Origin of the sequence: Pseudomonas sp. FW300-N2F2 (assembly GCF_017351655.1) — a bacterium.
GTDB lineage: Bacteria > Pseudomonadota > Gammaproteobacteria > Pseudomonadales > Pseudomonadaceae > Aquipseudomonas > Aquipseudomonas fluorescens_AA.
The window spans coordinates 1-26,910 of sequence record NZ_JACNDQ010000005.1 but is presented as its reverse complement, the minus strand read 5'-3'; the positions used below and the strand labels follow the sequence as shown (position 1 = coordinate 26,910).

The 26,910-nt window shown below is 63.6% G+C and carries 2 protein-coding genes; both read right to left on the bottom strand.

Features of this window, described 5'->3' with window-relative positions; genetic code table 11:
* Window positions 1–13,167, bottom strand: a complete 13,167-nt coding sequence (locus tag J4E63_RS31460) for a non-ribosomal peptide synthetase (RefSeq protein ID WP_207284214.1) — start codon at window positions 13,165–13,167, stop codon at window positions 1–3.
* Window positions 13,164–26,910 (bottom strand): non-ribosomal peptide synthetase (locus J4E63_RS31455; RefSeq protein WP_207284213.1); only part of this gene is annotated, 13,747 nt, incomplete at its 5' end. The genes J4E63_RS31455 and J4E63_RS31460, both read right to left, overlap by 4 nt.

Genomic DNA, 26,910 nt, shown 5'->3' with positions numbered 1-26,910 from the left:
TCAGATACTGCGTTTGCGCGTGAGCGCGGGAATTTTCGTCATTGGCACATCGATATGCCGTACCTCGCCCACGGCGGCAGCCACCAGGGCCAGGGTGGGCTGGCCGAACAGCACACGGATATCGGCCTCCATGTCGTCCTTGCGCATGCGTTCGATCAGCGTCACGGCGAGCAACGAGTGACCACCCAGTTCGAAGAAGTGGTCATGCCGCCCTACCCGTTCGACCTTGAGCAACTCCGCCCACAGCGCTGCAAGTTTGATCTCCATATCGCCCACGGGAGCTTCATACAGACGCGTGGTGTACGCATTGCTGTCGGGGGCCGGTAGCGCCTTGCGGTCGAGCTTGCCGTTCGGCGTCAGTGGCAACGCATCCAGGCGCACGTAGGCAGCGGGCACCATGTAGGCCGGTAGTTGCGCTTGCAGGTGCGTGCGCAGGGCTTCGATCTCTACCGCTTCGTCCGGCAAGTGTTGGGTGAAATAGGCCACCAGGCGCTTGTCACCTGGCTCGTCTTCACGGGCCAGGACCACGGTTTCCTTTATGTTTTGAGACTGGGCGAGCTTGGCTTCGATCTCGCCCAGCTCGATGCGGAAACCGCGGATCTTCACCTGATCGTCATTGCGGCCCAGGTACTCGATGTTGCCGTCCGGCAGATACCGTCCCAGGTCGCCAGTGCGATACATGCGCGCGTTTGGAGCCGTGCTGAACGGGTCCTTGAGGAAGCGTTCAGCCGTCAGGTCATCGCGGTTCAAATAACCCCGCGCCACCCCGGCACCACCGATGTAGATTTCGCCCGGCACGCCCAGCGGCACGGGTTGTTTGTGCTCATCCAGCAGATAGAACTGGGTATTCGCCACCGGTTTGCCGATGTGTGCGGCAAACCCATCCTCGCGGGCCATCGACACCCAGCTTGAATAGGTCGTGGTTTCCGAAGGGCCGTAGAGGTTGCACAGGCGCTTGACCTGAGTCTGCTCGAACAAGGCCTCCACCAGGCTGCGCTTGAGCGCTTCACCGGCCACATTGACCGTATCGACGCCCTCGCCTACACCGCCAGATTCCAGCAAGGCCTTGAGCGCCGAGGGCACGGTGTTGATCAGCGTGATGTCGTGCTCGCCCTGTTGCAGTTCCAGCACATTAGTGACCACTTCGATGCTGCCGCCCGACGTCAGCGGCGCGAAGCACTCGTAGACCGCCAGGTCGAAGTTCAACGACGTCGAGAACAGGGTTTTCGACAACGTGGCGTCATCGAATGAACGATGGGCCCAGGTCAGGAAGTTCACCGTGTTGCGGTGTTCGATCATCACGCCCTTGGGCAGACCGGTCGAACCCGAGGTGTAGATGACATAAGCCAGGTGCGAGGACGTCAGCTCAGCCACCTCGGGATTCTGGACGGATTCGTCCTGCCAATCGCCGCTGTCCAAATCGATCACTGGCATCGAGGCTGCTGCCAGCAACCCAAGGGTCGCCGTCTGCGCCAACACCGCCGCCGGCGCACTGTCGTCCAGCATGTAGGCGATGCGGTCCAGCGGATACGCCGGATCCAGCGGCACATAACCGCCGCCGGCCTTGAGAATCGCCAGCAGCCCCACGACCATGTCGATGCCGCGCTCGACACAGATCGCCACCCGTGAATCCGGCCGCACGCCCTGCTTGCGCAGGTAATGGGCCAAACGGTTGGCCCGCTCGTTCAGTTCCCCATAGCTCAGGCTCTGCTCACCCCGGATCACCGCCACCGCATCCGGCATACGCTGGACTTGTTCTTCGAACAGGCCATGAATCGTTTGCTGCTGCGGATAGTCCGCCTCGGTGGCGTTGAACGTCACCAACAGCTGCTCACGTTCCAAGGCCGGCAGGATCGACAGGTGCTGCAATGGCCGGTCCGGCGTCTGTTCGAGCATGCCGACCAGGTTTTCCAACGTGTGTTGCACATAACCACAAAGCCGCTGCGCACCAATGCGCGCCGGGGTCATGACGGTAAAGCTGAACGCTTCGCCCTGGTCGTCCACCGACAACATCAGCGGGTAGTTGGTCCGTTCTTCGCCACCCAGCACCTGGATACCGTTCCAGGCTGACAATGTCTCGTTCGACACCGTCGTGGCGGTGTGGCGGTAGTTGAGCAAGGCACTGAACAGCGGCGTCGGCGCCTGCACGCCACTGCAACGTTGCGCCAGCGCCAAGGAGGCGTGTTCATGACCCAGCAACGCGGTCAGGCGGGCATGGGTCGTCTTGACCCCGGCGCGCACACCTTGCGCCCCCAGGCCTACGCGCAATGGCAAGGTATTGATGAACATCCCCAGCGCACGGTCGGCACCCTCGCCGCCCTGCATCCGGCCCACCAGCACCGTGCCGAACACGACATCGTCCTTGCCCGACACCTTGCCCAGGACTTGCGCCCAAACCAGGTGATACAAGCTCGCCGCGCTCACCCCGAGCTGACGGGCCTGGGCCCGCAGCCGGCGACTCAGATCGGCCCCGACATCCTGGCGAACTTCCTCCAGGCCGCTGCCATCGCCTTGCACATCCTGCAACTCGAACGGCAACGTCGGCTCGTCGATGTCGCCGAGCATGTCGCAAAAGAAGGTTTCGTGCTCCTCACGGCTCACGCCCAAGCGCGCCTGGGCCACGTAATTGCGGTACGGCACCGACGCCGACAGTCGCTGCGCCTGGCCGAGCATGTGCGCCTCGATTTCCACGGACAGCACCGCCAGTGACGTGACATCGTCCACCAGATGGTGAAACAACAATATGCCCACCCAGCGTTGGTTCGCCGGGTCTTGTGCATAGACAATCCGCATCATCGGCGCCTGGCGAATGTCCAGGCGGTAGAACCTGGGGTCGAAACGCTGGTGCAACTGCGTGGCGATATCGCCCTGGGCCGGATCCAGCGCAACCGACTCGAAACTCAGGGGTGCGTCACGCCAGACCACTTGCATGGGCTCGGACAGCCCCTCCCAGAGCACGCCGGTACGCAGGATATCGTGCCGGGTAATGACGGCTTGCAACGCGTGGGCGAAATCTTCCAGGCGGGTGAAACTGTCGAAACCGAATATCACCTGCTGCAGATAGGGGTCGCCTTCGGCGGCGGTGAGGTGGTGATACAGAATCCCTTCCTGCAGCGGCGCCAGGGCATAGATATCCTGGACGTTGCTCACGCCGCCCGGCACCGCCGCGACAATCCGCTCGATCTCCTCTTGCGACAGATCAGCCAGCGGCAGCATCTGCGGCGTGATGCGCGTGCACCCCGCCGGGACACCGTTGGCCGGCACGACGACTTCCCGGTAGCCCCCGACGGCGGCGGCCAACGCGACCAACGTGGGCTGACCGAACAAGACCCGCACATCGACGCTCAGGTCGATCTGGCGCATGCGTTCGATCATTTTGACCGCCAGCAGCGAGTGCCCGCCCAGCTCAAAGAAATGGTCATGGCGACCGACCTGTTCGAGCTTGAGCAAGTCCTCCCAAATGCGGGCAATGCTGGCTTCCACTTCACCCTGCGGGGCCTCGTACTCACGAGCGATCACCGCTGAATGATCCGGTGCCGGCAGTGCCTTGCGGTCAAGCTTGCCGTTGGGCGTCAGCGGCAGTGCATCGAGCCGCACGTAGGCGCTCGGCACCATGTACTCCGGCAGTTGCCCTAGCAGATGGGTACGCAGGGCCTCGATATCCGCCATTTCATCCACTGAGTGCGTGGTGAAATAGGCCACCAGGCGTTTCTCGCCTGGTACGTCTTCACGGGCCAGCACCACGGCTTCCTTCACCGCCTCGTGTTGCGCCAGCCGCGCTTCGATCTCGCCCAATTCGATGCGGAAACCACGGATCTTCACCTGGTCATCGTTGCGCCCCAGGTAGTCGATGTTGCCATCCGGCAGATAACGACCCAAGTCGCCGGTGCGGTACATCCGGGCATTCACCAAGTCGCTGAACGGATCCCGCAGGAAACGCTCGACGGTCAATTCCGGACGGTTCAGGTAACCCCGCGCCACCTGCACCCCGCCGATGTAAATCTCCCCGGCCACGCCCAGGGGCGCCGGTTGTTGATGGTCATCGAGCAGGTAGATCCGCGTGTTGGCAATCGGCTTGCCGATCGGTGTGCTGTCCGGGGTGTCTGCACCCATGCAGTCCCACGCCGTCACGTCCACCGCCGCTTCGGTCGGGCCGTACAGGTTGTACAGGCCGGTCTGCGGCAGTTGCGCCTTGAAGCGCCGCACCAGATGCCCCGGCAACGCCTCGCCGCTGCACATCACCCGCACCAAGCCTTCGCATTGATCTGCCTCGCCATGGGCCAGGAACACATCGAGCATCGACGGCACGAAGTGCAACGTGGTGATGCCTTGGGCATGGATCACTTCGCGCAGGTACGCCGGGTCGCGATGCCCTCCAGGACGGGCCATCACCAACCGCGCGCCGCTGAACAGCGGCCAGAAGAATTCCCACACCGACACGTCGAAGCTGAACGGGGTCTTTTGCAGCACCGCGTCCGCGGCGCTCAAACCGTATTCGTCCTGCATCCACAGCAGCCGGTTGACCACCCCTCCGTGTTCGTTCATCACGCCCTTGGGCATGCCGGTGGAGCCCGAAGTGTAGATGACATAGGCCAAGTGATGGGCATGCAGGCCCTCGACCTGCGGATTGTCGGTGGGCTGCGTCGAGAAACCGTCCGCCTCATCCAGCAGCAGGGTCCGCGCCTGCGTAGCCGGCAGACTGGCCTGCAAGGCACGCTGGGTCAGCACCACCAGCGGCGCGCTGTTTTCCAGCATGTAGGCCAGGCGCTCGCGGGGATAATCCGGATCCAGCGGCACATACGCCGCGCCGGCCTTGAGAATGCCCAGCAAGCCCGCGACCATGTCCAGGCTGCGATCGGCGCAGATCGCCACGCGGTCGTCCGGGCGAATGCCCAGTTCCAGCAGGCGATGGGCAATCTGGTTGGCCCGACCATTGAGTTGCGCATAACTCAGTTGCGCCTCGCCGGAGACCACGGCGACCGCGTCCGGGCTGGCCGCGACCCGCGCCTCGAACAGGCCGTGCAAGGTCAGGCCCTGCGGATAGTCGACCGCCGTGGCATTGAACGTTTCCAGCAGATGCCGGCGTTCGGCCGCCGGCAGACTGGTGAGGGCATGCAGTGGCGTATGCGGTGCCTGCTCCAGTGCGGTGACCAGGCTTTCGAGCGTGGCCTGCACGTATTCGCCGATACGCCGCGCACCGGTCCCGACCAGCGCCTGCACCACCAGGCTGAAACCCTCGCCCTCATCATCCACGCTCAAGGCCAGGGGATAATTGGTGCGTTCTTCGCCTCCGAGCGTCTCGATGCCCTCCCATGCCGAGACCGTCTGCGCAGTGGCCTCGAGCCCGCAATGGCGGTAGTTGAGCATCGAGCTGAACAGTGGAGTCGGTGCTACGACGCCGCTGCAACGCTGGGCCAGCGCCAGCGAGGCATGTTCGTGGCCGAGCAGCCCGGTAAGCCGCTTGTGCGTGGACCGCACGCCTTCCACCACGCCCTGCTCACCCAGGCTCACCCGCAATGGCAGGGTGTTGATGAACATCCCCAAGGCGCGGTCGGCGCCCTCGCCGCCTTGCAGCCGGCCCAGAAGCACCGTGCCGAAGACGACGTCGTCGCGAGCGCTGACATGCCCCAACACCCGCGCCCAGGCCAGGTGCATCACGCTCGCCGCGCCGACACCCAACTGTCGGGCTTGTTCGCGCAGACGACGACACAAACCGGCCGCCACCACCAGCCTGACCTCCTCCACACCGTTACCATCACCCTGCACATTCTGCAGGCCGAACGGCAGCGTCGGCTCGTCGATGTCGCCGAGCATCTCGCGGAAAAACACTTCATGCTCCTGCTGGCTTACCCCCAGGCGGGCCTGGGCCACATAGTTGCGGTAAGGCACCGCAGCGCCCAACTGGTGCGCCTTGCCGAGCATATGGGCCTGCATTTCGCGGTCCAGCACTTCCAGGCCGGTATGGTCCAGCACCATATGATGGAACAGCAGCATCGCGATCCAACGCTGGTTGGCGGCATCCTCGGCGATGGCCAGGCGCAGCAACGGGGCCTGACGCAAATCCAGCCGGTAATGCCGGGCATCGAAACGTTCGTACAGCTGCGTAATGACATCTGCGCCGTTCGGCTCCGGTACTTGCTCATCAATCATGAGCTGCGCCCGACGCCACACGACCTGCATAGGATCCTCGAGGCCCTCCCAGACGATCGAGGTCCTGAGAATGTCGTGGCGGTCGATCACCTGCTGCAACGCCTGGATGAACTCATCCAAGCGTGCGCGGCGCTCAAAACCGAACACCGTCTGCAACACATACGGATCGCCTTTTTCCGCCGTCAGATGGTGATACAGAACGCCTTCCTGCAAAGGGGCCAGCGGGTAGATGTCCTGCACATTGCCCACGCCGCCCGGCACACTCGCCACGATCCGATCGATCGCCTCCTGGCTCAGTACTGCCAACGGCAACAGGTCAGGCGTGATGCGCTGGCAACCCTCGACGATCGCATTGGCCGGCACCACCACCTCACGATACCCACCGACCGCGGCGGCCAGGGCGCGTAGCGTCGGCTGGCTGAACAGCACCCGCACGTCCACCGACAGGTCGACCTGGCGCATGCGCTCGATCAAGCTCATCGCCAATAACGAATGCCCACCCAGTTCAAAGAAATGGTCGTGGCGCCCCACCCGTTCGACCTTGAGCAGTTCGGCCCACAGTTGCGCCAGGGTCTGTTCGACCTCGCCCTGCGGGGCTTCGTATTCACGGCTGGCATAGGCGTCGGCGTCCGGTTCCGGCAATGCGCGACGATCCAGTTTGCCGTTGGCGGTCAGCGGGAAGGATGGCAATACCACGAAAGCACTCGGCACCATGTAGTCAGCCAACGCGGCCACCAGCTCGGCGCGCAACACCTGCGCCGACAAGGTGATGCCGTCTTCAGGGATGACATACCCCACCAGGCGCTTGGGCCCCGTTTCGTCCTGGCGCGCCAGCACCACGGCGTCTTTCACGCCCGCGCATTGGCCAAGGCGGACTTCGATCTCGCCCAGTTCGATACGGAAACCGCGGATCTTCACCTGGTCGTCGTTACGGCCCAGGTACTCCACCACCCCATCCGCCCGCCAGCGCGCCAGGTCGCCGGTGCGGTACAGCACGGCGTCGGGCTCGGCATTGAACGGGTCGGTGACGAACTTCTCGGCGGTCAGCTCGGGACGGTTCAGATACCCTTTCGCCACGCCATCGCCACCGATGTACAGCTCGCCCGCCACGCCGGCCGGCACCGGCTGCCGGTGGGCATCCAGTATGTAGACCCGGCTGTTGCCAACCGGACGGCCAATCGGGATCCCGCCCTCGCCCACGGCTTTGATTTCGTGGGTGGTGGTGAAGGTGGTCGCTTCGGTCGGCCCGTAGCCGTTGAGCAAGTGAGCCGGGGCGCCTTCGCTCAGCACCCGAGCGATCACCGCCGGGTCGAGCACATCGCCGCCGACGATCAAATAGCGCAGCTGTCCGAATACGTCCATCAGGCCGCTGGCGTATTGGTGGAACAGACCGGCGGTCATCCACAACACACTGACCGATTGCTCAAGCAGCAGTGCGCGGAAACGCTCTTGGGTCAGTAATACGTCCTGTTCGACCACCACCACGCAACCGCCGTTGAGCAACGGCGCCCAGACGTCCAGGGTGCTGGCGTCGAAGGCCGGATTGGAGGCAAAGGCCACTCGGTCGTGCTCGTTGAAATCCGCGTAACCGTTGTTGATCACCAGCCGGTTGACCGCGCGATGCGGTACCAACACGCCTTTTGGCGTGCCGGTGGAACCGGAGGTGAACATGAGGTAGGCCACCGATTCGCTGCTTTGCGCCAGGTCGAGGTTATCGGCGACTTCATTGAAGACCGCCGTATCCAGATCCACCCGTTGCAAGCTGTCAGGCGCTACCGCCGTGCTCAACGTCAACACGACCTGCGCCCCGCTGTCCTGCACCATGAACTGCTGACGTTCCAGAGGCGCGCTGACATCCAGCGGGACATAGACGGCGGCACATTTGAGAATTGCCAACTGGCTGACCAACAGCTCAATCGAGCGTTCCAGCGCAATCGCCACGCAATCGCCCGGTTGTACGCCCCGATCGATCAGATGACGGGCCAGGCGATTGGCTTTGGCATTGAGTTCACCGTAGGTCAGGCGTTGCGAAGCATGCACGGCGGCGATGGCCTGCGGCCGGGCCAACACCTGCGCTTCGAACACCCCATGAACGGTCCTGTCCTGCGGATAAGGGCGCCGGGTGGCGTTGAAATCCACCAGCAACTGCTCGCGCTCGGCTTCCGGCAGGATCTCCAGACGGTTGAGCGGCGTCCGTGAGGCGTGCTCCAGTGCCAGGACCAGGTGTTCAAGTGCCGTGTGCATGTAGCCGCAGATGCGGGTCGCCCCCATCCCTTGCAATACCTGGGCATCCAAACTGAAACCTTCGCCCAGGTCGTCCACAGACAGGGTCAACGGGTAGTTGGTGCGCTCTTCGCCGCTGAGGTTTTCCATTCCCTGCCAGGCGGCCGTGGCCTCGGCTGAAGCCACGCCGGCAGCGCTGTGCCGATAGTTGAGCAAGGCGCTGAACAACGGCAGCGGCGCAACCACGCCGCTGCAACGTTGGGCCAGGGCCAACGAGGCGTGTTCGTGGCCGAGCAGCGCGCTCAAGCGTGCATGGGTGGCCTTGACCCCGACGCGCACGTCCGGCTCATCCAGGTCGATCCGCAATGGCAGGGTGTTGATGAACATGCCCAGGGCACGGTCGGCGCCCTCGCCGCCCTGCATCCGGCCCATCAGTACGCTGCCAAACACCACATTGTCACGCCCGGACAAGCGTCCGAGTACCTGTGCCCAGGCCAAATGGTGAAGGCTGGCGGCACTCACGCCCAACTGCCGCGCCTGGGCCCGCAGGCGACGACTCAAACCGGCGTCCACCTGCAGCCGCGCTTCCTCGACACCGCGACCGTCGCCCTGCATCTGCTGCAAGCCCAATGGCAGCGTGGGTTCGTCGACATCGCCCAGCATCTCGCGGAAAAAAGCCTCGTGCTCTTCCTGGCTGACACCCAGGCGCGCCTGTGCCACGTAGTTGCGGTACGGCATCGCGTCGGGCAAGGCATCGGCTTGCCCGAGCAGGAACGCCTGCATCTCCTGTTGCACGACCTCCAGGGCCGTGTGGTCGAGGGCGATGTGATGGAACAACAGTATCGCCACCCAGCGCTGGTTGGCCGGGTCATGGGCAAAGCGCAAGCACATCAGCGGGGCCTGGCGAATATCGAGGCGATGATAACGGGCGTCGAAACGAGCATGCAGTTGGGTCACCGCATCACCGTCTCCGGCATTGAGGGCGATCTGTTCGACGCTCAATACCGCCTTGCGCCAGACCACCTGCACCGGCTGCTCCAACCCCTCCCACAACACCGACGTGCGCAGGATATCGTGACGATCGATCACGCTTTGCAGCGCCTGCGCGAACGCGTCGAGGCGTGCCTCGCTCTGGAAGGCGAACAGCGCCTGCAATCCGTAGGGATCTCCCTGCGGGGTCGACATGTGGTGGTAGAGAATGCCTTCCTGCAGCGGTGCCAGCGCGTAGATGTCCTGTATGTTCGGCGCACCGCCCGGCACGCTCGCCACGATGCGGTCGATGGCATCCTGGCTGAGCGTCGCCAGCGGCAACATCTGCGGGGTGATCCGTTCGCAGCGCGGCGTGATCCCGTTGGCGGGCACCAGGACTTCGTTGCCACTGCCCACCGCCGCGGCAAGTGCCGCGAGGGTCGGCTGGCCGAACAGCACACGCACATCCGCGCTCAAGCCGACCTGACGCATTTGCTCGATCAGGTTGACGGCGAGCAATGAGTGGCCGCCCAGTTCGAAGAAGTGGTCATGACGGCCAACCCGTTCAACCTTGAGCAGGCCTTGCCAGATATGCGCCAGGGTGATTTCGGTCTCACTCCGAGGGGCTTCATAACCGCGGGTGATCAACGCATGGTGGTCCGGTGCCGGCAGGGCCTTGCGGTCGAGTTTACCGTTCGGGGTCAGCGGCAACCTGTCGAGACGCACGTAGGCCGACGGCACCATGTGCTTGGGCAAATGCACCTGCAACTGCGCTTGCAGACTCTCAGGCGCGAGCGTCTGGTCGGCGGCGTCGTGCACCGTGTAGTAGGCCACCAGGCGTTGGTCATCCGCCGCCTCTCCCAGCGCAATGACCACGGCCTGACGAACGCCGGCGCAAGCACCCAGCCTGGATTCTATTTCACCCAGCTCAATGCGCAGGCCCCTGATTTTCAGTTGACCATCGTTACGCCCCAGGTAGTCGATGTTACCGTCCGGCAAATAGCGTCCCAGATCGCCGGTACGGTACATCCTGGCATTTTGCACAAGGCTGAACGGATCCTTCACGAAACGCTCGGCGGTCAACTCCGGCCGGTTCAAATAGCCCCGCGCAACCCCCGCGCCACCGATGTACAGCTCACCGGCCACCCCGACCGGAACCGGTCGCAATTGTGCATCCAGCAGATACACCCGCGTGTTGGCCACCGGTCTGCCGATATGCAACACCGGCTGCGAAGCGTCGATCCGGCCCGAGGTGGCGACCACGGTCGTTTCCGTCGGGCCGTAGTTGTTGATCACATCGAAGGGCAGATCGGCCGGCAGCTTGCGCAGGCGATCGCCACCGATCAGCAGCTTGCGCAACCGATCGTGACCCAGGTTTCGACCCAATGCGTACTCGGCAATGGGCGTGGGCAGGAAACACACATCCAGCGCCTGGGCCTGCCACCAGTCGAGCAGCGCATCGACATCCTCGCTACCGGCATGCGCCGGAGGCAGCAACAACGTGGCGCCCGCGCAGAGTGCGGGCCAGACTTCCCAGGCCGCCGCATCGAAACCGAAGCCGGCGACACTGGAGGTACGGCTGCCACGTCCCACTGCGAAGGCCTGACAATGCCAATCCACCAGATTGTTGAGATTGCGATGCTCGACCATCACCCCTTTGGGCAGACCGGTCGATCCGGAGGTGTAGATCACATAGGCCAAGTGCTGGGCGTCAAGCCCCTGCACCTGGGGGTTGGAGACGGATTCGCCCTGCCAGTCGTCGCCATCGAGATCAACGACAGGCAGCGAGACGTCGCCCAACAGGGGATGGGTACGGGTCTGTGCCAGTACCGCCACCGGGGCGCTGTCCCGCAGCAGGTAGGCAATACGTTCCGCCGGGTAAGCCGGGTCTATGGGGACATACCCCGCACCGGATTTCAGGATGCCCAACAAGCCGACGATCATTTCCAGGCTACGCTCGACACAGATCGCCACCCGATCATTCGGCCGGACGCCCAAGGCCAGCAGGCGGTGTGAAACCTGATTCGCCCGAGCGTTGAGTTCGCCGTAGGTCAGTGTCTGGTCGTCGTGCTCCAGCGCAACCGCCTCGGGCTGCTCGCTGGCCTGGGCTTCGAACCGCCGATGGATCAGCGCGTCGAGTGCATACGCCGCGTCTGTCATATTCCAGGTTTCGAGCAATTGCCTGCGTTCGGCCGGTGGCAGTATCGACAGACTGTTCAATGGGCTCCGCGGCGAGGTTTCCAGCGCCGCCACCAGCTGTTCCAACGCAATGTTCATGTACACGCAAACCCGCTGCGCGCCAATCTGCGGCACGGCCAGCACCGACAGGCTGAAATCGTCGCCCAGGTCGTCTACCGACAGGGACAGCGGAAAATTGGTGCGTTCCTGCGCGCCCAGGCTTTCGATCCCCTCCCAGGCCAGGCTGGCTTCCGGCGGGAGAGCCTGGGCCGCGCCGGCGCTGTGTCGATAGTTCAGCAGCGCGCTGAACAGCGGCGCCGGTGCCACCACGCCGCTGCAACGTTGGGCCAGGGCCAGGGAGGCGTACTCATGGCTGAGCAAGGCACTCAACCAGACATGGGTGTCCTTCACTCCATCGCGCACGCTTTGCGCGCCCACGCCCACCCGCAACGGCAAGGTATTGATGAACATGCCCAGTGCCCGGCTCATGCTTTCACCGGCCTGCATGCGCCCCAGCATCACCGTGCCGAACACCACGTCTTCGCGACCCGATACGCAGCCCAGCACCTGGGCCCAGGCCAGGTGAAAAACGCTCGCCGCGCTGACACCGAGTTGCCGAGCCTGGGCGCGCAGACGGCGACTGAGGTCTGGCGTCAGCGCTTGATGGCCCTCTTCGATGGCGATGCCGTCACCCAGCACATCCTGGTGGCCGAAAGGCAAGGTCGGCTCGTCGACATCGCCCAGCATTTTGCTGAAGAACGCCTCATCGGACTGCCGCTGGCCGGCCTGCCGGGTCCGGGCCACGTAATTACGATAAGGCACCGCGGGCCGCAGTTGCCCGGCCTGCCCCATCAGATAGGCCTGCATTTCGTTCTGTACAACGCTCAGCGCCTCATGGTCGAGGGCCATGTGGTGGAACAGCAGCATGGCGACCCAGCGCTGGTTCGCGGTGTCTTGGGCAACCACCAGCAACAGCAACGGCGCCTGGCTGACGTCCAGCCGATAGTGCCGGGGATCGAAGCGCGCCTGCAGTTGCGCCAGGACGTCGCCCTCGGCGAGGTCGGCGCTGATATCCTTGACGCCCAGTCGAGCCTCACGCCAGACCACCTGGACCGACTCTTCCAACCCCTCGCGGATGATGGCGGTGCGCAGGATGTCGTGCCGATCGATCACACTTTGCAAGGCATCGATGAAATCGCTCAGGCGTTCACGCCGGGTGATGCTGAAATGAGCCTGCAAAACATACGGATCGCCCTCGGTGGCGATCAGGTGGTGATAGAGAATACCCTCCTGCAACGGTGCCAGCGGGTAGATATCCTGCACATTCGCAGCACCGCCCGGCACCGTCGCAACGATGCGGTCGATGGCCGGCTGATCGAGCGTCACCAGCGGCAGCATGTCCGACGTGATCTGCGCGCAGCCGACGGGAATGACGCTGGCAGGGGTGTCGACTTCGCCGGCCTTGCCTCCCTCGTATTCGCCGGCCTGGATCAACGCGATCAGCGCGGCCTTGTGCTCGCGCAGCAAGGCCAGCACCGCCGGCTCGCTCAGAGACTGTTTGCGGCCCCGTACCACGAGCTGATCGCCCTTGACTGAAAGCTGTACGTCTTTTTCTTTTAGTGTCGCCAACAGTTCGATCACACTCACAGGACAATCTCCATTTTTTCTGTCATTGCCGCGTATTCCGAGAGCGTGGGCTGCTCGAACAACGTCCGCACATCCGCTTCCATACCCTCTTGGCGCATCCGCTCCATCAGGCTGACGGCAAGCAAGGAATGCCCACCCAGTCCAAAGAAGTGATCGTGACGGCCAACGCGCTCTACGTTGAGCACTTCAGCCCACAACTGGGCCAGTGTGATTTCGGTTTCGCCGATGGGGGCTTCGTAGCCCCGGGTGATGAAAGCCTCCAGGTCCGGTGCCGGCAGCACCTTGCGGTTGAGCTTGCCGTTGGGTGTCAACGGCATGGTGTCGAGGCGTACATAGGCCACCGGCACCATGAAGGCCGGCAGTTGTGCCTGCAGGCAGGTACGCAGCGCTTCGATGTCCGCCGCTTCGTCCGGTGCGTATTGGGTGAAATAGGCCACCAGGCGTTTTTCCCCCGGTACGTCTTCACGGACCAGCACCGCAGCCTCCTTCACCGCTTCGTGCTGGGCGAGCTTGGCTTCGATCTCGCCCAGTTCGATGCGGAACCCACGGATCTTCACCTGATCGTCATTGCGTCCCAGGTACTGCAGGGTGCCGTCAGGCAGCCAGCGACCGATGTCGCCGGTCTTGTACAGGCGCGCGTCGGCCTTGCCGTAGAACGGGTCGGCGATGAAGCGTTCGGCACTGAGCTGCGGCAGGTTGAGGTAACCGCGGGCCACACCGACACCGCCGATATGGATCTCACCGGGCACGCCCACCGGCACCAACTGCCCGTGAGTGTCCAGCACATGCAATTGCATGTTGCGGATCGGCCGGCCAATCGGGATCGACTGGTGCCGGTAGGTCTCAAGGTCGCTGTCGGCCGTGTACCAGGCAACCACGTCACTGCACTCGGTCGGCCCGTAGCTGTTGATCACCGCCGGCCGTGGCTGCGGCAGTTTCTCCAGCATACCGACCTGGATCGGCTCACCGCCCAGGACCACCCGTTGCAGGCAAGCCAGTGCCTGCTGATCGTCGGCGTCCACCAGCGCATGGAAAGCGCTGGGCGACATGTTGAGGTGGGTAATCCCGGCGTCGGCGATCTGGGCGACGATGGCACGGGGGTTGAAGGGTTCTTCGGCCAGGTGCAGCGCGGCACCGACCATCAGCGGCGCCAGGATGTTCTTCTGGGTCAGGTCGAAGTTATAGGAGGACGCCAGGAGCACCGCGTCACCGGCATGGAACGCCAGGTCATCGAGGTACCAGTCCAGCAGGTTGCCCAGTCCACGCCGCTCGACCATCACCCCTTTGGGCAGCCCGGTGGAACCGGAGGTGTAGATCACATAGGCGAGATGGGCCGGTGTCAGGCCCGTCACATGCGGGTTGTGATCCGGCTCGTCTTGCCACGGGCCGGCATCCAGATCGATCAGCGGCACCTGTGCCTGTGACAGGAGCACCCGGGTGCCTGCCTGCGTCAGCACCGCAACCGGCGCGCTGTCTTGCAGCATGAACGCAATGCGCTCCGCCGGATATGCAGGGTCCAACGGCACATAGCCCCCGCCCGCCTTGAGCACCGCCAGCAGCCCGACCACCATGTCAACGCTGCGCTCGACGCAGATCGCCACCCGCGAATCCGGCGCCACGCCCTGCTTGCGCAGGTAATGGGCCAGACGGTTGGCCCGTTCATTAAGTTGGCGATAGCTCAACCGTTGCTCACCCCCCAGCACCGCCAGGTCGTCCGGGGTGCGCTGTACCTGCGCCTCGAACAGCGCCTGAATGGCCTGTTGTTCCTGTGGACCGTCGGCTGCGTGGGTATTGAACTCGGCCAGCAGTTTGAGGCGCTCGCCTGGCGGCAGGATCGACAATTGGTGCAGCGGCGCTTGCGGGGCCTGTTCGAGCATCTCGATCAGATTTTCCAGCGCCTGCCGCACATAGCCGCAAATCCGCTGCGCACCAATACCCGCTGGGGTCATGACACTGAGGCTGAATCCCTCGCCCTGGTCGTCCACCGCCAATGTCAGCGGGTAGTTGGTCCGTTCTTCACCACTGAGCACCTGCATACCGTCCCAGGCCGACAGCGCCTCGGTGGAGGAGATCGCGCCGGTGTGACGGTAGTTGAGCAAGGCACTGAACAAGGGCGTCGGCGCCTCCACGCCGCTGCAGCGTTGCGCCAGCACCAGCGAGGCGTGCTCGTGGCCCAGCAACGCGGTCAGTCGGGCATGGGTCGCTTTCACCCCGGCACCAGCAGTGGTTTGCCCCAGGCTCACCCGCAACGGCAGCGTATTGATGAACATGCCCAGGGCGCGGTCGGAGCCCTCGCCGCCCTGCATCCGCCCGACCAGCACGGTGCCGAACACCACATCGTCTTTGCCCGACACCTTGCCCAGCACTTGCGCCCAGACCAGGTGATACAAGCTCGCCGCGCTCACGCCGAGCTGACGGGCCTGGGTCCGCAACCGGCGACTCAGGTCGGCCTCGACGTCCTGGCGAACTTCCTCGATACCGCTGCCATCGCCATGCACATCCTGCAAACCGAAGGGCAATGTCGGCTCGTCGACGTCGCCGAGCATGTCGCGGAAGAACTTTTCATGGGCCTCGCGGCTCACACCCAACCGTGCCTGGGCCACGTAGTTGCGGTACGGCACCGATGCCGGCAAGCGATCCGCCTGGCCGAGCAGGTGCGCTTCGATCTCGGCGGACAGCACCGCCAGCGACGTGGCGTCGTCCACCAGGTGATGGAACAGCAGGATGCCCACCCAGCGTTGGTTCGCCGGATCTTGTGCATAAGCGACCCGCATCAGCGGCGCCTGGCGGACGTCCAGGCGATAGTGCCTGGGGTCGAAACGCTGATGCAGCTGCGTGGTCACATCGCCCGCCGCCAGGTCCAGCTCGACCGGCTCGACCGTCAGGCGCGCCTCACGCCAGACCACCTGCATGGGCTCGGCCAGGCCTTCCCAGAGCATGCCGGTGCGCAGAATGTCGTGCCGCGCGACGACGGCCTGCAGCGCCTGGGTGAAATGGTCCAGTCGCGTGAAGCTGTCGAATGCGAACATCACGTATTGAAGATAGGGATCGCCCTGGGCGGCCGCCAGGTGGTGATACAAAATCCCCTCCTGCAACGGCGCCAAGGCGTAGATGTCCTGCACATTGCCTATGCCACCCGGGACCATTGCCAACACGCGGTCGATCTCGTCCTGGCTCAGGGTCGCCAGCGGCAACATGTCCGGCGTGATCCGTTGGCAATCCAACGCAATACGATTGACCGGCACCACGACTTCCGTGTGTCCGCCGACCGCAGCGGCCAGGGCCGCCAGTGTCGGTTGGCCGAACAACTCTCGAACATCAGCACTCAACCCGGCGTGGCGCATGCGTTCGATCAGTTTCACCGCCAGCAGCGAATGCCCGCCCAGTTCGAAGAAATGGTCATGACGCCCCACCCGTTCGACCTTGAGCAAATCCTGCCAGATCTGCGCCAGGGTGGTTTCGACTTCGCCTTGTGGGGCTTCGTAGCCGCGGGTGATCAGCGCGTCGAGGTCCGGAAACGGCAGCGCCTTGCGGTCGAGTTTGCCGTTGGGGGTCAGTGGCAACGCATCGAGGCGCACATAAGCGGCTGGCACCATGTAGGCCGGCAGTTGCGCTTGCAGGTGCGTGCGCAGGGCTTCGATGTCGACCGTTTCGTCTGGCGAGTGTTGGGTGAAATAGGCGACCAAGCGCTTGTCACCCGGTACATCTTCGCGAGCCAGGATCACGGTTTCCTTGAGACTTGGGTGCTGGGCGAGCTTGGCTTCGATCTCGCCCAGCTCGATGCGGAAACCGCGAATCTTCACCTGGTCGTCGTTGCGGCCCAGGTATTCGATGTTGCCGTCTGGCAGGTAGCGGCCCAAGTCGCCTGTCTTGTACATGCGGGTATTCGCGGTGGGACTGAACGGATCCTTGAGGAAGCGCTCGGCGGTCAGGTCGTCGCGGTTGAGGTAGCCGCGAGCCACGCCTGCACCGCCGATGTAGATTTCGCCCGGCACACCCAATGGCACCGGTTGTTTGTGTTCATCCAACAAGTAGAACTGGGTGTTGGCGACCGGTTTGCCGATGTGCGCGGCAAAACCGTCTTCCCGGGCCATCGATACCCAGCTGGAGTAAGTCGTGGTTTCCGAAGGACCGTAGAGGTTGCACAGGCGTTTGACCTGGGTCTGTTCGAACAAGGCTTCCACCAGGCTGCGCTTGAGTGCTTCACCCGCGACGTTGACCGTGTCGACGCCCTCCCCCAGCCCACCGGATTCCAGCAACGCCTTGAGCGCCGAAGGTACGGTGTTGATCAGCGTGATGTCGTGCGCGCCCTGTTGCAGTTCCAGCACATTAGTGACGACTTCGATGCTGCCGCCGCACGTCAACGGCGCAAAGCACTCGTAGACCGCCAGATCGAAGTTCAACGAGGTCGAGAACAGAGTTTTCGACAGCGTTTCGGCGTCAAACGAACGATGCGCCCAGGTCAGGAAATTCACCGTGTTCCGGTGCTCGATCATCACGCCTTTAGGCAGACCGGTCGAACCCGAGGTGTAGATCACGTAGGCCAGATGCGACGAGGTCAGCCCAGCAATCTCCGGATTCTGGACGGACTCGTCCTGCCACAGGCCGCTGTCGAGATTGATCACAGGCATCGAGGCTTCTGCCAGCAGTTCAAGGGTCGCCGCCTGAGCCAACACCGCCGCCGGAGCGCTGTCTTCAAGCATGTAGGCGATACGGTCCAGCGGATAAGCCGGATCCAGCGGTACATAACCACCACCAGCCTTCAGAATTGCCAGCAGACCCACGACCATGTCGATGCCGCGTTCGACGCAGATCGCCACCCGTGAATCGGGTTGTACGCCCTGCTTGCGCAGGTAATGCGCCAACCGATTAGCTCGTTCATTCAACTGGCGATAGCTCAGACGCTGCCCATCACGAATCACCGCAACGGCCTCCGGCGTGCGTTGCACCTGCTCTTCGAACAATCCGTGGACGGTCTGCGCCTGCGGGTAATCCGCCTGCGTGGCGTTGAACGCCACCAACAATTGCTCGCGCTCCGAGGCCGGCAGGATCGACAGCTGATTCAACGGCGCCCCTGGTGTCTGCTCCAGCATCTGGATCAGCGCCTCCAAGGTCTGCTGCACATACCCGGACAGGCGCTGCGCACCGATGCGCGCCGGGGTCATGACGGTGAAGCTGAACCCCTCGCCCTGGTCATCCACCGACAACGTCAGCGGGTAGTTGGTCCGTTCTTCGGCACCGAGCACCTGCATGCCGTCCCAGGCCGACAGCGCCTCGCTGGAGGTGATCACGCCGGTGTGCCGGTAGTTGAGCAAGGCACTGAACAAGGGCGTCGGCGCCTCTACGCCGCTGCAACGTTGCGCCAGCACCAGCGAGGCATGCTCGTGGCCGAGCAAGGCCGTCAGTCGTGCATGGGTCGCTTTCACTCCGGCACGGACAGCGGTTTGCCCCACATTCACCCGCAATGGCAAGGTATTGATGAACATCCCCAGCGCACGGTCGGCCCCTTCGCCGCCCTGCATCCGGCCCATGAAAACCGTGCCGAATACAACGTCTTCGCGACCCGATACCCGGCCCAGCACATGCGCCCAGACCAGGTGATACACACTCGCCGCGCTCACACCGAGCTGACGCGCCTGGGCTCGCACCCGGCGACTCAAGTCGGCGTCGACGTCTTGGTGATCTTCTTCGATCCCGCGGCCATCGCCTTGCACATCCTGCAAACCAAAGGGCAGCGTCGGCTCATCGATGTCGCCGAGCATTTCGCGGAAAAACGCTTCGTGTTCCTCTTCGCTCGCGCCCATGCAGGCCTGGGCCACGTAGTTGCGATAAGGCATTGCTTCGCCCAACTGCTCGTCCTGTCCCAGCAGGTGCAGTTGCATCTCCTGCTGCATCACGTCCATGGCGGTATGGTCCAGCGCCATGTGATGGAACAGCAGGATCGCGACCCAGCGATCCTGGGCCTCGTCCCGCGCATACGCGAGGTGCAGCAGCGGTGCCTGGCCCAGGTCGAGGCGATAGTGCCGCGCACCGAACCGGGAGGCCAATTGCGTGGCGATATCGCCGGCCGTGGCGTCTGGAACAATGCATTGCGGTTCCAGCACAGCCTGGCGCCAGACCACTTGCATCGGTTCGTCCAGGCCTTCCCAGACCACACTGGTGCGCAGGATGTCGTGGCGATCGATCACCACTTGCAGCGCCCCGACGAAGGCATCGAGGCGTTCACGGTTGTCGAAGGCGAACTGCATCTGCAACACATAGGGATCGCCCTGCTCGGCGGCCAAATGGTGATAGAGAATGCCTTCCTGCAACGGCGCCAGCGGATAGATGTCCTGCACATTCCGTGCTCCACCCGGCACTGTCGCCACGACTCGATCAATCGCCACCTGGTCAAGCTCGATCAGCGTGAGCATGGCCGGTGTGATTCGCTCAGAGCCCGGCGCAATCAAGTTCGCAGGCACACTGACTTCCCTGCCGCTGCCGATGGCCGCCGCTAGCGCGGCCAGTGTCGGCTGGCCGAACAGCACGCGCACGTCGGCACTCAAGCCGGCCTGACGCATGCGTTCGATCAGTGTGACCGCCAGCAGCGAATGGCCGCCCAGCTCAAAGAAGTTGTCGTGACGGCCGACCCGCTCCACCTTCAACAGCTCGGCCCACATGCCGGCCAGCGTCTGTTCGATCTCACCCTGGGGCACCTCGTAGGCCTGGCTGGCATACGCCTCGGCCTGGGGCACCGGCAAGGCTTTGCGGTCCACCTTGCCGTTCAGCGTCAAGGGGAAAGCCGGCAGCATGACGAACGCGGCGGGCACCATGTAGTTGGCCAGGGTGGCGGACAGTTGCTCGCGCAAGGCGGCAACGCTCAGCGTGACCTGAGGTTGTGCAATGACATAGGCCACCAGGCGTTTCTCGCCCGGCTCGTCGGCCCGCACCAGCACAACCGCATCTTTCACGCCGTCACAGGCGACGAGCTTGGCCTCGATCTCGCCCAGTTCGATGCGGAAACCGCGGACCTTGACCTGATCGTCGTTACGGCCCAGGCACTCCAGGCTGCCCTCCGGCAACCAGCGACCCAGGTCACCGGTTCGATACAGCAACGCGCCGGGTTCATGGCTGAATGGATTGGCGATGAATTTCTCCGCCGTCAGGTCCGCTCGGTTCAGGTAACCCTTCGCCACGCCCTGGCCGCCGATGTAAATCTCGCCAACCACACCCAACGGCGCCAATTGCTGCCGCGCATCGAGCACATAAACCTGGGTGTTGGAGATTGGTCCGCCAATGGGCACGCTTTGCGCGTCCGCGGCCACGGCCTTCACTTCCAGGGTGGTGGCGTAGGTGGTGGTTTCGGTCGGACCGTAGCAATGCACCAGGCGCAAACCCGGAGCCAGGCTCAACAACCGTTGGAAGGACGCCACGTCGGCACGTTCACCGCCGCACAACAGAATCCGCAAGCCGCCAATGGCCTGGGGAATCAGTTGCACGTACTGGTTGAAAATCGCCGTGGTCACGAACAGCACCGTGACGCCCGCATCGCCCAGCACCTGGGCAAACCGTGACGGCTCAAGCAGCGTTTCATGGTCGATCACCACCACCTGACCGCCATTGAGCAGCGCGCCCCAGACATCCATGGTGCTGGCGTCGAACGCCGGGTTGGACGCAAAGGCGATCCGGTCGTGCGCATTGAAATCGGCGTAGCCGTTGTTGATCACCAGACGGTTGATCGCCCGATGGGGCACCAGGACGCCTTTGGGCTGCCCAGTGGAGCCCGAGGTGTACATGATGTAGGCAATTGATTCGCTGGACTGCTCGAGCGCCGGATTAGGGAACGAGCCCTGCGTATCCAGCGTGTCCAAGTCGACGCGAGGCGTGCCTTCCGGTACGGCCTCGGAACTGAAGGTCAGTAAAAACTTCGCCTGGCAATCCTCCAGCATGAAGCCCTGGCGCTCCAGCGAAGCGTTGCGATCCAGCGGCACATAGGCCGCCGCGCACTTGAGGATCGCCAATTGACTGGTGAGCAGGTCGATCGAACGCGGCAACAGGATCGCGACACAGTCGTCCGGCTGCACACCCAGTCCGAGCAGGTAATGGGCCAGGCGATTCGCTCGCTCGTTCAGTTCCCCGTAACTCACCTGATGCTGCCCATGCACCACCGCAATCGCCTGCGGCAGGTGCGCCGCCTGGGCCTCGAACAGCGCCAGGACGGTCTGGTCCTGCGGATAAGGCCGCTTTGTGGCGTTGAAATCCACCAGCAGCTGGTTGCGTTCCTTGTCCGGGAGAATTTCCAGGCGATTGAGCGGCGTTTGTGGGGCTTGCTCAAGCGCTTGCACCAGGCTCTCAAGCGCAGTGTGCATGTAGACGCAGATGCGCTCTGCGCCTATTCCCTGTGCGACCAGGGCGCTCAGCATGAAACCTTCGCCCAGGTCGTCCACTGAGAGCGTCAGCGGGTAGTTCGTACGCTCCTCGTTGCTCAGCAGTTCGATGCCTTCCCAGGCAGTGAGGGTTTCGCTGGAGACGACCGCCGCTGCGCTGGCGCTGTGGCGATAATTGAGCAACGCGCTGAACAACGGCAGCGGCGCAACCACGCCGCTGCAGCGCTGGGCCAGGGCCAGCGAGGCATGCTCATGGCCCAACAACCCGGTCAGGCGAGCATGGGTGGCTTTCACGCCGTCACGCACGCCTTGGGTACTGATATCCACCCGCAATGGCAAGGTGTTGATGAACATCCCCAGGGCCCGATCGGCGCCGTCGCCGCCCTGCATACGGCCCAGCAGGATAGTACCGAACACCACATCGTCCTTGCCCGACACACGGCCCAGCACCTGTGCCCAGGCCAGGTGGACCAGGCTGGCGGCACTCACCCCGAGCTGCCGCGCCTGGGCTCGCAGACGCAGGCTCAACGTCGCCTCGACCACTTGCCTGGCTTGCTCGATCGCCTGCCCGTCACCGCTGACATCCTGCAGGCCGAACGGCAGGGTCGGTTCGTCGACATCGCCGAGCATCTCGCGGAAGAACCCTTCATGCTCCTGTTGACTCACGCCCAAACGGGCCTGCGCCACGTAGTTGCGATACGGCACCGACTCGCCCAATTGAGCGGCCTGGCCCAGCAGGTGCGCCTGCATTTCCTGCTGCACCACCTCCAGCGCCGTGTGGTCGAGGGCCATATGGTGAAACAACAACACCGCCACCCAACGCTGGTTGACCGCGTCCTGCGCGAAGACCAGGCGCATCAGCGGTGCCTGGGTGATATCGAGGCGGTAGTGTTGTGGGTCGAAGCGGCTCTGCAACTGCGCCGCGATATCGCCTGCTCTGCTGTCAAGGCTGACTTCTTCGAGGTGCAGCTGCGCCTCGCGCCACACCACTTGGATCGGCGCGTCGAATCCTTGCCACACCACACTGGTGCGCAGGATGTCATGGCGATCGATGACGTGCTGCAGCGCGTCCACGAACGCCATCAGCCGGTCACGATTCCGCAGATCGAACAGGGTCTTCAACACATAGGGATCGCCCTGCTCGGCGGCCAGGTGGTGATAGAGAATGCCATCCTGCAACGGCGCCAGCGGATAGATGTCCTGCACATTCCGTGCTCCGCCAGGCACTGTCGCCACGACTCGGTCAACCGCCTCCTGGTCAAGATCGATCAGCGTGAGCATGGCCGGTGTGATCCGCTCGGTGCCCGGCGCAATCAGGTTCGCCGGGACGCTGACTTCCCTGCCGCTGCCGATGGCCGCCGCCAGCGCGGCCAGGGTTGGCTGGCTGAACAGCACACGCACGTCGGCGCTCAAATCTGCCTGACGCATGCGCTCGATCAAGGTGACAGCCAGCAGCGAATGGCCGCCCAGCTCAAAGAAGTTGTCGTGACGGCCGACCCGCTCCACCTTCAACAGCTCGGCCCACATGCCGGCCAGCGTCTGTTCGATCTCACCCTGGGGCACCTCGTAGGCCTGGCTGGCATACGCCTCGGCCTGGGGCACCGGCAAGGCTTTGCGGTCCACCTTGCCGTTCAGCGTCAAGGGGAAAGCCGGCAGCATGACGAACGCGGCGGGCACCATGTAGTTGGCCAGGGTGGCGGACAGTTGCTCGCGCAAGGCGGCAACGCTCAGCGTGACCTGAGGTTGTGCAATGACATAGGCCACCAGGCGTTTCTCGCCCGGCTCGTCGGCCCGCACCAGCACAACCGCATCTTTCACGCCGTCACAGGCGACGAGCTTGGCCTCGATCTCGCCCAGTTCGATGCGGAAACCGCGGACCTTGACCTGATCGTCGTTACGGCCCAGGCACTCCAGGCTGCCCTCCGGCAACCAGCGACCCAGGTCACCGGTTCGATACAGCAACGCGCCGGGTTCATGGCTGAATGGATTGGCGATGAATTTCTCCGCCGTCAGGTCCGCTCGGTTCAGGTAACCCTTCGCCACGCCCTGGCCGCCGATGTAAATCTCGCCAACCACACCCAACGGCGCCAATTGCTGCCGCGCATCGAGCACATAAACCTGGGTGTTGGAGATTGGTCCGCCAATGGGCACGCTTTGCGCGTCCGCGGCCACGGCCTTCACTTCCAGGGTGGTGGCGTAGGTGGTGGTTTCGGTCGGACCGTAGCAATGCACCAGGCGCAAACCCGGAGCCAGGCTCAACAACCGTTGGAAGGACGCCACGTCGGCACGTTCACCGCCGCACAACAGAATCCGCAAGCCGCCAATGGCCTGGGGAATCAGTTGCACGTACTGGTTGAAAATCGCCGTGGTCACGAACAGCACCGTGACGCCCGCATCGCCCAGCACCTGGGCAAACCGTGACGGCTCAAGCAGCGTTTCATGGTCGATCACCACCACCTGACCGCCATTGAGCAGCGCGCCCCAGACATCCATGGTGCTGGCGTCGAACGCCGGGTTGGACGCAAAGGCGATCCGGTCGTGCGCATTGAAATCGGCGTAGCCGTTGTTGATCACCAGACGGTTGATCGCCCGATGGGGCACCAGGACGCCTTTGGGCTGCCCAGTGGAGCCCGAGGTGTACATGATGTAGGCAATTGATTCGCTGGACTGCTCGAGCGCCGGATTAGGGAACGAGCCCTGCGTATCCAGCGTGTCCAAGTCGACGCGAGGCGTGCCTTCCGGTACGGCCTCGGAACTGAAGGTCAGTAAAAACTTCGCCTGGCAATCCTCCAGCATGAAGCCCTGGCGCTCCAGCGAAGCGTTGCGATCCAGCGGCACATAGGCCGCCGCGCACTTGAGGATCGCCAATTGACTGGTGAGCAGGTCGATCGAACGCGGCAACAGGATCGCGACACAGTCGTCCGGCTGCACACCCAGTCCGAGCAGGTAATGGGCCAGGCGATTCGCTCGCTCGTTCAGTTCCCCGTAACTCACCTGATGCTGCCCATGCACCACCGCAATCGCCTGCGGCAGGTGCGCCGCCTGGGCCTCGAACAGCGCCAGGACGGTCTGGTCCTGCGGATAAGGCCGCTTTGTGGCGTTGAAATCCACCAGCAGCTGGTTGCGTTCCTTGTCCGGGAGAATTTCCAGGCGATTGAGCGGCGTTTGTGGGGCTTGCTCGAGCGCCTGCACCAGGCTTTCGAGCGCGGTGTGCATGTAGGCGCAGATGCGCTCTGCACCTATTCCTTGTACCACCAGGGCGCTCAGCATGAAGTCTTCACCCAAGTCGTCCACACACATCGTCAAGGGGTAGTTGGTGCGTGCTTCACCCCCCAAGGTCTCAATGCCATGCCAGGCCGCCAGGGTTTGCGCTGCATCGGCCTGTTCACTGGAATTGCGGTAGTTCAACAAGGCGCTGAACAGCGGCAGTGGCGCGACCACGCCGCTGCAGCGTTGGGCCAACGCCAGCGACGCATGCTCATGCCCCAACAGCGCAGTCAGGCGGCCATGAACCGCCTTGACGCCGGCCTTGACGCTTTGTTCGCCAAGGTTCACACGCAGCGGCAGGGTATTGATGAACATGCCCAATGCCCGGTCAGCCCCCTGGCCGCCTTGCATGCGGCCCATCAGCACCGTGCCGAACACCACATCCTGCTTGCCGGACACTTGCCCCAGCACGTGCGCCCAGGCCAGGTGATGCAGGCTCGCCGCGCCCACGCCCGACTGGCGCGCCAGACGACGCAGACGGCCACTCAAGTCGCCATCGAGCACCAGGCTGGCTAGCTCGATGTCGTGGCCATCGCCCTGCACCTGTTGCAGGCCAAACGGCAGCGTGGGTTCGTCGACGTCACCGAGCATCTCGCGGAAGAATCCTTCCTGCTCCTCAAGGTTCACCCCCAAACGCGCCTGGGCCACGTAGTTACGATACGGTACCGGGACGTCCAGCCCATCGACCTGCCCCAGCAGATGCGCCTGCATCTCCTGCTGCACCACTTTCAGCGCCGCATGATCGAGGGCGATGTGATGGAACAACAGCATCGCGATCCAGCGCTGGTTGGGCTTGTCTTCGGCAAATGCCAGGCGCATCAGCGGTGCCTGGGTCATGTCCAGGCTGTAGTACCGGGCATCAAAGCGGTTGTGAAGCTGTTGGACGATCTCACCGGCGTGCGGGTCTGGCACGAACTGTTCGAGGCCCAACTGCGCTTCACGCCAGACCACTTGTTGAGGTTCATCGAGACCCTCCCAAAGGATCGCGGTGCGCAAGATGTCATGGCGGTCGATGACGCTCTGCAAGGCCTGGACGAAGTCGTCGAGCCGTTGCCGGCTTTGCAGGGCAAACAGGGTTTGTAACAGATAGGGGTCGCCTTGCTCGGCCGACAAGTGGTGGTAGAGGATGCCTTCCTGCAACGGTGCCACCGGGTAAATCTCTTGCACGTTGCGTGCGCCACCCGGCACCGTCGCCACGATGCGGTCGATCGCGTGCTGGTCGAGGTGAGTCAGCGTCAGCATGTCCGGCGTGATTCGCGTGCAGTCGAGCGGGATGCCATTGGCCGGCACTACGATTTCGCTGCCGCCCCCCACAGCTGCCGCCAGTGCGGCGAGGGTTGGCTGGCCAAACAGTACGCGCACATCGGCACTCAAACCGACCTGGCGCATGCGCTCGATCAAGGTGACCGCCAACAGGGAATGGCCGCCCAATTCGAAGAAGTGATCGTGGCGGCCGACTTGTTCCAGACCCAGCAGGTCTTGCCAGATTTGCGCCAGGGTGGTTTCGGTTTCGCCTTGCGGGGCTTCATAGCCGCGGGTGATCAGTGCATCGAGGTCTGGGGCCGGCAGCGCTTTGCGGTCCAGCTTGCCGTTCGGTGTCAACGGCAACGCATCGAGGCGAACGTAGGCCACCGGTACCATGTAGGCCGGCAGTTGCGCTTGCAGGTGCGTGCGCAAGGTCTCGATGTCCACCACTTCGTCTGGCGAATGCTGGGTGAAATAGGCCACCAGGCGTTTGTCGCCCGGTACGTCCTCGCGAGCCAGGACGACGGTTTCCTTGAGGCTCGGATGCTGGGCAAGTTTGGCTTCGATTTCACCCAGTTCAATGCGGAAACCACGAATCTTCACCTGATCGTCGTTGCGGCCCAGGTATTCGATGTTGCCGTCCGGCAGGTAGCGACCCAAGTCGCCGGTCCTGTACATGCGGGCGTTTGGCGCGCTGCTGAATGGATCGTTGAGGAAGCGCTCAGCCGTCAGGTCATCACGATTGAGATAACCGCGAGCGACCCCGGCACCACCGATGTAGATCTCCCCCGGGACGCCCAGCGGAACGGGTTGTCCATGCTCATCCAGCAAATAGAACTGGGTATTCGCCACCGGTTTGCCGATG